This window comes from Streptomyces sp. RGM 3693 (assembly GCF_050471125.1).
Lineage (GTDB): Bacteria > Actinomycetota > Actinomycetes > Streptomycetales > Streptomycetaceae > Streptomyces.
Genome location: NZ_JBMPPQ010000003.1, coordinates 1723882 through 1732952, shown reverse-complemented (window position 1 = coordinate 1732952; position 9071 = coordinate 1723882). Strand labels below are relative to the sequence as shown.

Here is a 9071-nt window from a genome sequence, read left to right as displayed (position 1 = left end):
TTAGGGGAAGATATGCACGCGTTGTGGCCAGCACTCAGGCAGGCGCGCTCCGCACGGGCGGTCAGTCCCGAACTGGTCGCGCTGTACGACCAACGGGCCGATGTCCCTGTTTCCATGTACGCGGACTTGTTCGCCCAAGCAGAGGAGCGCATTGATGTTCTGGTCTATGCGGCGGTTTTCCTGCATGAGGCATACCCGCGCCTGAATGACCTCCTGCGAGAGCGCGCCGCCGAGGGGTGCGCTGTCCGGATCGCCATTGGGGACGCCGATAGCGAGAACGTCAAGCAGCGAGGAAAGGAAGAACGGTTTGGTCACGGGATCGAATCGCGCTGCCGACTCGCGCTCATGCATTACCGGCCCTTGCTTGAGGTGTCTGGGGTCGAACTTCGGACGCACGGCACAACCCTCTACAACAGCCTCTATCGCAGCGATGATCAGATGTTGGTCAACGCACACGTCTGGGGCGTAAACGCGTACGGCGCACCCGTATGGCACCTGCGGCGAAACAGTGATGGCGGGATATTTGACAGCTACACGGAGAGCTTTGATGCCGTATGGGGCCAGGCAACGCCTGTACAGGAAGGCTAGAGAGTGTCACGCACTGAGTACTACGACGATCCTGATGCACCGAAGCCGAACAGTCTCGTCGTCGCTGCCTCAGCGGTCGTGACTGACGACAAAGGCCGAATCCTGCTACAGCGCCGCCGAGACAATGACCTCTGGGCGCTGCCGGGCGGCGGAATGGACATGACCGACTCACTACCAGGAACGGCCGTGCGGGAGGTCAAGGAAGAGACCGGCTACGACGTGGAGATCACGGGACTGATCGGCACGTATACCGACCCGCGCCACATCATCGCGTACTGCGACGGGGAGGTGAGGCGGCAGTTCAATGTGTGCTTCCGGGCGCGCATCGTTGGCGGCTCGCTCGCCGTCTCTGACGAGAGCACGGAAGTCCGCTTTGTTGAACCCAGCGAACTAAACGCGCTTCCTATGCATCACACCCAGCGGCTACGACTCCAACACTTCCTGGAGGACCGGCCGATGCCTTATCTGGGATAGCGAAAAGCCCCCGCACCCGTCGCCCGGTGAAGGGTGACGAGCGCGGGGGCTCTCAGTGGTTCATCCGACGAGGACGTTGGTCAGGCGGGCGGCTGCCTTGCCTCCGAACAGCGCCAGGCCACAGTAAAAGTCGATGCGGGTGCGGTAGACGGGCTTGTCGTGGGACTCGCCCAGGTCGGTGACCTGGACGCCGCCGTTGGTGAGTCCGGAGACGCCGGCGTCAGCCTCGGTCGCCCCGAAGCGAACCGCGTAGACGTCACCAGTCTGCTTTCCGTCGGCGACCGTCGTCAGCGGCAGCACATCGGTACCGTCCAGCTTCTGCCCGGCGTCCAGGAGCGGCACGCCCTTCCACGTAACGGTGCGCTTTCCCGCGATCTCCTCTCGCAGCAACTCGCCACCACCGAGCCGGCGAAACCCGGACTCGATCTTTGCCCGGACGGCAGCATTCATGTAGAGCGCGCCATTGGAACCGTTGACACCTCGCACCTGTGCGGTCAGCGAGTCCAACACGTCAAAGAAATCATGCCCGTTGATGACCGGGCCGGTCTCCTTCGCGTCGAGTACCTGACTGCCGAACAAGCGCTTGCGCAGAACCATCGAAACCCTTCGGGTTCACCTCCACGTCGCCGTTGAAGAACTGGTCAGAGAAGTGGACCGACGCGGCCTTGACCTTGAGTGCAGTCTGTACCGCCCGCTGGTCGTTGAGGTTGCCCCGGGTCTGAACGATGAACTTGTCCACGTCTGCATCCCCGCCAAGGATGGCCAGGGTTTCAACCCGCTGGTGCGAGATCTCCGGTGATGCCGAACTCCACCCGGCGCAGATCGAGCTTCCGCCATCCGCCCTTGGCGCCGCGCTTCACGTCCAGGCGTGCGCCCGCGTCTATGAGCATGGCGCGCTTACCTTCCGTGTCGGATGCGTGCCATTCGTCGGCGAACGTGCGCCCGGTGGGGACGATCTCGCGTCGGGGCTCGGTCTTCTCCCGTGTCTCCAGCTCGGCTAGCCGCGCGTCAAGTGCGTCTGCACGCCGTTGCCACTCGGCTTGCGCTGCCTTGGACTTCTGGCGCCCCTTCTGGTCCTGGTGCTCGGCGAACTCGGCGGTGGTGGCGTCGATTTCGGGCTGTGGGTCGTACCCGGGTATCTCTGTGATGCGCGTGAACTGCACGGGGCCGACCAGGCGTAGGAACTCGGCGGTTACGTATTCGTCCACCCACGTTCCGCGGATGGTGACGGGGGCAGGGTAGTGCGTTCCGTACTTGTACGAGCTGCACCCGTAGTTCCCGGACGACTTGTTCAGGTACATGCGGCTGCCGCATCCGGTGCAGTGGATCACCCGCAGCAGCAGCGCTGCCGAGTCCTTGCGCGTGGGTGCCTTCTCCGACGTCGGCTTCGGTGCCAGCAGTGCGCCGATCTGGTCGAACTCCTCGCGGGTCACGATCGGCGTTTCGGTGGCCATGGCGGGGTTGCCCTGGTCGTCACGGACAGGCTTGCCGGCGTGCATCTTCCAGCCCAGCAGTGCGGGGCTGGTCAGCATGGTCACGATGTGCTGAGAGCGCCACTGCACGGGCTTCTTCTTCGGCGCGTCCGTCTCCGTACCGTCGGCCTCGGCGGTCCCCTTGGTTCGGGCCTTGTACGCCTTCCAGTGCCCCGAGGGGGACAGCACCCCGTCCGCGTTGAGCATGAGCGCGATGGCGTGCGGGCTCTTGCCCTCCAGCAGCGCCGCAATGATCCGCTCGATGACGCGCACGGCGTCCGGATCGGGGACGAGCGTCCAGCCGACCCCACCGTGTTCCTTCGGCATGGGGGCAGGCAGGTCCCCATACGCCGAACGCCCACCGCCGCGCCACCGAAGCGCCATCTTCCGCATGGCAGCCTGCGCGCCGGTCACGTGGTCACTGATGCTCTGCGACTCCACCTGAGCGGCAAAGGCCAGCATGAGCATCATGAGTTCGCTCATGGGATCCATGGGGTTGCGGAAGTCGAAGACCAGCCGGCCCCCACCGATACCCTCGGCGAAAACGATCATCTTGCGGTGCTCGCGTGCCCACTCGGCGAGCTGGTACATGTCGTCCATGGACCGGATGGCGCGATCGAAGCGCCAGAACACCAGGGCATCAAAGGCGGTGGGTCGGGCTAGCCAGCCGCCGAGCTGCGGGCGGTCGAACGGGCCGATCTTGGACGCGCTCATGTCCAGGTCCACGGCTTCCCGCAGCTCGTCACCCTCGCCGAAGTCGATCCCGAGCGCTGCCGCTGCTATGTCGTCGGCCTCGCGCTGCCGCTCGGGGCTGGTCGTCTCGTCCGTCCGCACCGAGAGACGGATGCACCGGACTCCGCGCAGGGTCTCGTTGATGACAGTCCCGGCGGGGGCTGATTGGGTTGTATTCATGCCGCCGGTAGGGACCGGCGAGTTCCCGGACCGCTTGACCTGCGTCGATGCCACCACGGGTGATCACTCCAGAACTATGACTCTGGAGCTTCGGGGCTTTCCCGCCGTGGGGGTTCTTGGTGTTTCGCCTGCGGCGTTGTTTCGCCTGGCGGTGTGGGGTGTTGTCCGCTGTGCGGGGCTGTTGGGTGCGGTGTCGGGGCTGTGGGGCTGGGGTGTGCCGGACTGCTTCGCTTTACGTCCGGCACACCCCAGCCCCACATCCCCGCCCCCTCCCGTGGGTGGGTGGGAAAAGAGGGACGGTGGGGTGCGCGCCGGCGGGACCGTGTCGGCCCGTGGGTGGGACCGTGTCGGCCGGTGGGTGGGTTGGTGCCGTCCCGTGGGTGGAAGAGGCGCGGGCTCGAAGACGTGCGAGCTTGAAGACGCGCGGGTTCGAAGAGGCGCGGATTCAAAGACGCGCGGATTCGAAGACGTGCAGGTTCGAAGACATGCGAGCTCATGGAGGTGCGGGCTCATGGAGGGAAAGAGACCGGCACCGGACCACTCACCTTGCCCCCCACCAACCCCTCCAACCCGCCCCCGCACCCCGAAAGCCCCGCGCAGCGGACCACAGCCCGCCGCAGGCGAAACGGCGCCGCACCCGACAACGTGGGAAGCCCAGCCAAGCGCAGCGCTACGCGTGGCCCCCAGGCGCCGGTGCCGTGCCGCCGAGGTGGGCGGGGATCCACCAGGTGTCCTCCGCGTCGCGGGGGCGTACGGGGTAGGCGCGCTGGGCGGCTTCCAGGAGGTCCTGGACGCGGGCCCGCAGGCGGTCGGTGATCTTCTCGGCCTGGTCGGCTGGATCGGCCTCCACCGGCTCGCCGACCCGGATCGTTATCGGGAAGTGGTGGCGGCCCAACTGACGCTTGTGCCCCTTGGTCCACAGTCGCTGGGTGCCCCACAGCGCCATCGGGAGCAGCGGGACGCCGGCTTCCTGGGCCAGTCGCGCCGCGCCGGACTTGAAGTTCTTCAGGGTGAACGACTCGGAGATCGTCGCCTCCGGGAAGACCCCGATGATCTCGCCCGAACGCAGCGCGGACAGCGCGTGCTTGTAGGCGTGCATGCCCTGCGCCCGGTCCACCGGGATGTGCTTCATCGCCCGCATCAGGGGTCCCGAGACCTTGTGGCGGAAGACCGACTCCTTCGCCATGAAGCGCACCAGTCGCTTGGCCGGGCGCGCCGCCATCCCACAGAAGACGAAGTCCAGATAGCCGATGTGATTGCTCACCAGCACCGCTCCGCCGCGCCGCGGGATGTGCTCCGTACCGGCGACGTCGAACTTCAGGTCCTGCGTCTTGAAGAGCGTACGGGCGGCGCCGATGACGGGCGGATAGACGAACTCGGCCATGTGTGGGGGACCCCTTCTCTGTGCCTGGGGAGGGTTCTCCCGGCGGAAACCTACGCAGTCGTAACTCGGTGGCTCCGGGAGATCGTGCCCGATGTGCGCTCCGGCGGCCAGCGTGCGGGCCCCTCGTGGCGGGAGATTCTCGTCACGTGGACGGAGGAACCGGCAGGTCGCGGGCGGATTCGGGGGGGCTTCCGCCGCGCGGTGGTGGGTGCGCGGGAGAGTGGCTTCGGGGCGCCGCTGTCCGGCTGCGGGAATCTTTGTGGCCGTGGCGACGCTGCACCTTGGGATGACGGGACGGACGGTGTGCATGGCAGGGCTCGCGGCGGCGGGTGTCCTCGGCCTGCGGCACGTCGTCGCGACGGAGGGACGACGGTGCGGGAGCGGGACGACGAGGCGCGGCTGGATGCCGCCGAGATCGGTGCGGAGCTGGGGGAGCGGGCCACCCTCGTCCAGTTCTCCAGCGCCTTCTGCCAGCCCTGCCGGGCCACCCGGCGCGTCCTGACCGACGTCGCGGGGATGGTCGACGGCGTGGCCCACGTCGAGATCGACGCGGAGGACCGGCTGGAGCTGGTGCGGCGCCTGGCGGTCCTGCGCACGCCGACGGTGCTGGTCCTCGACCGGCACGGCGCGATCGTCCGCCGTGCCACCGGCCAGCCCCGGAAGGCCGACGTCATCGCGGCCCTGGGGGAGGCGGTCCGTGATTGATCTCCCAGATGCCGGGCGACACTTGACGCTTTGGGTCACACATCGTCAGCCTGACGTTATGCGGCCAGGTATCGATCTCCTTCTCTACGGACGCGCGCACGTCGATCTGCTGCGGATCGCCAGCGCGCGCTGTCCCGGCGTGTGAGCAGCGACGACTCCTCCGCCGAGCGCCGTACGGCCGTCGGCGGCCCCGCCCGGGCCCGTGGCCCACAGCAGAAGGACAACTCCATGACGGCCTCGCCCGACCTCGGCACGCCCCGCACCGCTTCCCCCGAACTCCTGCGTTCCGTCTTCCGCCAGCACGCCGCGGGCGTCGCGGTGATCACCGCGGCCGGTTCCGGCCCCGTCGGCTTCACCGCCACCTCCCTCACCTCCGTCGCCGCCGAACCCCCGCTGCTCTCCTTCGGTATCGGGACCGGCGCCTCCAGTTGGCCGACCGTCTCCGAGGCCGAGCACATAGGCGTCCACATCCTCGGCGAGCACCAGCAGGAGCTGGCCGCCACCTTCGCCCGCAGCGGCGCCGACCGGTTCGGCCCGGCCACGTCCTGGCGCACCGGCCCGGAGGGCGTGCCGCTGCTGGACGGCGTACTGGCGTGGCTGGTGTGCAAGGTCGTGGCCCGGATCCCGGCCGGCGACCACCGGATCGTGCTCGCCCAGCCCGTCGTCGGCGACCCCGCGGGACCGGGCCGGCCGCTCCTCTACCACCAGGGTCGCTTCAACGCGCTGCGCGACTGACAGGTTCCTTCGAACCTGTTGCGTCACCGGGTCGAGGCCGTTGGGAAGGTCACATTTCGACGGCCTTGATTCGGGGCACCAGACTGGGTGTACTGGCGAGTAATATGACGGTCGGCGCGGGGATCCGTATCCGACCGGGAGCCGCCCCGTGAGGCGCCTATGCTGCCAGCACAAGGCAGTTCTGAAGAGACGAAGCAGGTAGGAGAGCCGGCGTGAGCTTGAGGATCGTTGTCTGTGTGAAGTACGTGCCCGACGCCACCGGCGACCGGCACTTCGCCGAGGACCTGACCGTCGACCGCGACGACGTGGACGGCCTCCTCTCGGAGCTCGACGAGTACGCCGTCGAGCAGGCCCTGCAGATCAAGGAAGCAGGCGACGGCGACGCGGAGATCACGGTCCTGACCGTCGGTCCCGAGGACGCCACCGACGCGCTGCGCAAGGCGCTGTCGATGGGCGCCGACAAGGCCGTCCACGTCGAGGACGACGACCTGCACGGCACCGACGCGCTCGGCACCTCGCTCGTGCTCGCCAAGGCCGTTGAGAAGACCGGCTACGACCTCGTGGTCTGCGGTATGGCCTCCACCGACGGCACCATGGGCGTGCTGCCCGCGCTGCTCGCCGAGCGGCTGGGCGTCCCGCAGGTGACCCAGCTCTCCCAGGTCGCGGTCGCCGACGGCAAGGTCACCGGCCGCCGGGACGGCGACACCGCCAGCGAGCAGCTGGAGGCCGCGCTGCCGGCCGTCGTCTCCGTCACCGACCAGTCGGGCGAGGCGCGTTACCCCTCCTTCAAGGGCATCATGGCCGCCAAGAAGAAGCCGGTGGAGACCCTGGACCTGGACGACCTCGACATCGAGGCGGACGAGGTCGGCCTGGAGGGTGCCTGGACCAAGGTCGAGGAGGCCACCGAGCGCCCGGCCCGTACGGCCGGCACGATCGTCAAGGACGAGGGCGAGGGCGCCAAGCAGCTCGCCGAGTTCCTCGCGGGCCAGAAGTTCATCTGAGCCCCGGGTCCGGGGCGCGGCCCCGGATCGGCACCGCTTCCGCGGTCGGGGCCGGGGTCAGCTCCCGGTTCCCCGCCCGCATCTGACGGTCCGTCGGAACTTTCCGTCCTCTCTTCGCCCGCACTCTTCCCGCAGGAGCAATTCCCATGGCTGAAGTCCTTGTCTACGTCGACCACGTGGACGGCGCCGTCCGCAAGCCCACCCTCGAACTGCTCACCCTCGCCCGTCGCATCGGCGAGCCGGTGGCCGTGCACCTCGGCGCCGGCGTGGACGCCGCCGCCCCCGTGCTCGCCGAGCACGGTGCGGTGAAGGTCCTGGCCGTCGACGCCCCGGAGTTCGCCGAGTACCTCGTCGCCCCCAAGGTCGACGCGCTGCAGGCTGCCTACGACGCGGTCTCGCCGGCCGCCGTCCTGCTGCCGTCCTCCGCCGAGGGCAAGGAGATCGGCGCCCGCCTGGCCGTCCGGATCGGCTCCGGCATCATCACCGACGCCGTCGACGTCGAGGCCGGCGACGAGGGCCCGGTGGCCACCCAGTCAGTCTTCGCGGCCTCGTACAGCACCAAGTCGCGGATCACCAAGGGCACCCCGGTCATCACCGTCAAGCCCAACTCCGCCGCCCCGGAGGTCGCCCCGGCCGCCGGTACGGTCGAGCAGCTGACCGTGACGATCGCCGAGTCCTCCAAGGGCACCAAGATCGTCTCGCGTACCCCGCGCGAGTCGACCGGCCGTCCGGAGCTGACCGAGGCCGCGATCGTGGTTTCCGGTGGCCGCGGCGTCAACGGCGCCGAGAACTTCCCGGTCATCGAGGCGCTCGCCGACTCGCTCGGCGCGGCCGTCGGCGCCTCCCGCGCCGCGGTGGACGCCGGCTGGTACCCGCACACCAACCAGGTCGGCCAGACCGGTAAGTCGGTCTCGCCGCAGCTCTACATCGCGGCGGGCATCTCCGGCGCGATCCAGCACCGCGCCGGTATGCAGACCTCGAAGACCATCGTCGCCATCAACAAGGACGCCGAGGCGCCGATCTTCGACCTCGTCGACTACGGCGTGGTCGGCGACCTCTTCGACGTCGTCCCGGCGCTCACCGACGAGGTCAAGACCCGCAAGGGCTGACCCCACCGGGCCCACCGCGGGCCCGTCGGCACCGCACGGCCGAAGGCCCCGTACGCACCGGACGTACGGGGCCTTCGGCCGTGGGCGGGCCGGCCGTGGCTGGAAAGGTCCGCTTCGCCCGGAGGGGGCGGCCGCCGGGCCGGCCCCTCAGGCCCCGGTCTCGCCGTCCAGCGCCTCGCGCAGCAGGTCCGCATGCCCGTTGTGCCGCGCGTACTCCTCGATCATGTGGACGTACACCCAGCGCAGGTTGAGGGTGCGGCCGTCGGTGGCGGTGAAGGTCGCGTCGAGGTCGCGGTCGGCCGCCACCGCGTCGCAGGCCGCGATCTCGGCGATCAGGGCCGCGTAGTCCGCCTCCGCCCGGGCCGGGTCGAGGGCGTTGAAGTCGGCGTCCGGGTCCTCCTTGGTGAAGTAGAGGCCGTCGACCCCTTCGCCGGCGAACCGTTGCCGGAACCACCAGCGTTCGACGTACGCCAGATGGCGGACCAGGCCGAGCAGGGTGAGGGTGGACGGCGGGCTGCCGGCCCGGGCGAGCTCTTCGCCGGTGAGGCCCGCGCACTTGGCGAGCAGGGTGGCACGGTGGAAATCGAGCCAGCCTTGCAGCATCGCGCGTTCGCCCGCTGCGGCGGGTATGTCCCGGCGTTCGATCCGGGGTGCGGTCCATGTCATGGCGGGATTGTGGGCCGCGGTGGGC

At 68.8% G+C, this 9071-nt stretch carries 11 protein-coding genes; 6 read left to right on the top strand and 5 right to left on the bottom strand.

Annotated features, from left to right (window positions below; genetic code table 11):
* Nucleotides 1-588: XRE family transcriptional regulator (locus ACO0M4_RS36160; RefSeq protein ID WP_430375310.1), on the top strand; the 588-nt coding region annotated here is incomplete at its 5' end.
* A 3-nt stretch (nt 589-591) separates the two neighbouring features.
* Nucleotides 592-1062, top strand: coding sequence for an NUDIX hydrolase (locus ACO0M4_RS36155; protein ID WP_430375285.1), 471 nt, complete (start codon nt 592-594; stop codon nt 1060-1062).
* A 60-nt stretch (nt 1063-1122) separates the two neighbouring features.
* On the opposite strand, the gene ACO0M4_RS36150 is transcribed toward ACO0M4_RS36155, so the two are convergent.
* The 4 genes from ACO0M4_RS36150 to ACO0M4_RS36135 form a co-directional block, all read right to left on the bottom strand.
* Nucleotides 1123-1659: a hypothetical protein gene (locus tag ACO0M4_RS36150; protein WP_430375284.1), complete on the bottom strand. Its 537-nt coding sequence runs from the start codon at nt 1657-1659 to the stop codon at nt 1123-1125.
* Nucleotides 1583-1801, bottom strand: coding sequence for a hypothetical protein (locus tag ACO0M4_RS36145; protein ID WP_430375283.1), 219 nt, complete (start codon nt 1799-1801; stop codon nt 1583-1585). Before ACO0M4_RS36145 ends, ACO0M4_RS36150 begins: the two co-directional genes overlap by 77 nt.
* Before the next feature lie 31 nt (nt 1802-1832).
* On the bottom strand, nt 1833-3446 hold the full coding sequence (locus ACO0M4_RS36140) for a recombinase family protein (protein WP_430375282.1): 1614 nt from the start codon (nt 3444-3446) through the stop codon (nt 1833-1835).
* A 670-nt stretch (nt 3447-4116) separates the two neighbouring features.
* Complete coding sequence (locus ACO0M4_RS36135; protein ID WP_430375309.1) at nt 4117-4830, bottom strand: lysophospholipid acyltransferase family protein; 714 nt, start codon at nt 4828-4830, stop codon at nt 4117-4119.
* A gap of 372 nt (nt 4831-5202) precedes the next feature.
* Here ACO0M4_RS36135 and ACO0M4_RS36130 point away from each other — a divergent pair, with 372 nt between their 5' ends.
* The 4 genes from ACO0M4_RS36130 to ACO0M4_RS36115 all read left to right on the top strand — a co-directional run bounded on the left by ACO0M4_RS36130 (nt 5203) and on the right by ACO0M4_RS36115 (nt 8380).
* Nucleotides 5203-5535: a TlpA family protein disulfide reductase gene (locus ACO0M4_RS36130; RefSeq protein ID WP_430375308.1), complete on the top strand. Its 333-nt coding sequence runs from the start codon at nt 5203-5205 to the stop codon at nt 5533-5535.
* A 228-nt stretch (nt 5536-5763) separates the two neighbouring features.
* Nucleotides 5764-6270, top strand: coding sequence for a flavin reductase family protein (locus ACO0M4_RS36125; protein WP_390027715.1), 507 nt, complete (start codon nt 5764-5766; stop codon nt 6268-6270).
* Nucleotides 6271-6482: 212 nt separating this feature from the next.
* Nucleotides 6483-7271, top strand: coding sequence for an electron transfer flavoprotein subunit beta/FixA family protein (locus tag ACO0M4_RS36120; RefSeq protein WP_430375307.1), 789 nt, complete (start codon nt 6483-6485; stop codon nt 7269-7271).
* A 146-nt stretch (nt 7272-7417) separates the two neighbouring features.
* The gene (locus ACO0M4_RS36115) at nt 7418-8380 is read left to right on the top strand and encodes an electron transfer flavoprotein subunit alpha/FixB family protein (protein ID WP_430375306.1); all 963 of its coding nucleotides are present in this window, start codon (nt 7418-7420) and stop codon (nt 8378-8380) included.
* Nucleotides 8381-8527: 147 nt separating this feature from the next.
* On the opposite strand, the gene ACO0M4_RS36110 is transcribed toward ACO0M4_RS36115, so the two are convergent.
* Nucleotides 8528-9046, bottom strand: a complete 519-nt coding sequence (locus tag ACO0M4_RS36110) for a DinB family protein (protein WP_430375305.1) — start codon at nt 9044-9046, stop codon at nt 8528-8530.
* Nucleotides 9047-9071: the final 25 nt, after the last annotated feature.

What these genes read in the sequence shown, in the direction of transcription:
- ACO0M4_RS36150 (WP_430375284.1), bottom strand. Translation starts at nt 1,659, where the DNA reads ATGGTTCTGCGCAAGCGCTTGTTCGGCAGTCAGGTACTCGACGCGAAG.
- ACO0M4_RS36140 (WP_430375282.1), bottom strand. Translation starts at nt 3,446, where the DNA reads ATGAATACAACCCAATCAGCCCCCGCCGGGACTGTCATCAACGAGACC.
- ACO0M4_RS36135 (WP_430375309.1), bottom strand. Translation starts at nt 4,830, where the DNA reads ATGGCCGAGTTCGTCTATCCGCCCGTCATCGGCGCCGCCCGTACGCTC.
- ACO0M4_RS36125 (WP_390027715.1), top strand. Translation starts at nt 5,764, where the DNA reads ATGACGGCCTCGCCCGACCTCGGCACGCCCCGCACCGCTTCCCCCGAA.
- ACO0M4_RS36115 (WP_430375306.1), top strand. Translation starts at nt 7,418, where the DNA reads ATGGCTGAAGTCCTTGTCTACGTCGACCACGTGGACGGCGCCGTCCGC.
- ACO0M4_RS36110 (WP_430375305.1), bottom strand. Translation starts at nt 9,046, where the DNA reads ATGACATGGACCGCACCCCGGATCGAACGCCGGGACATACCCGCCGCA.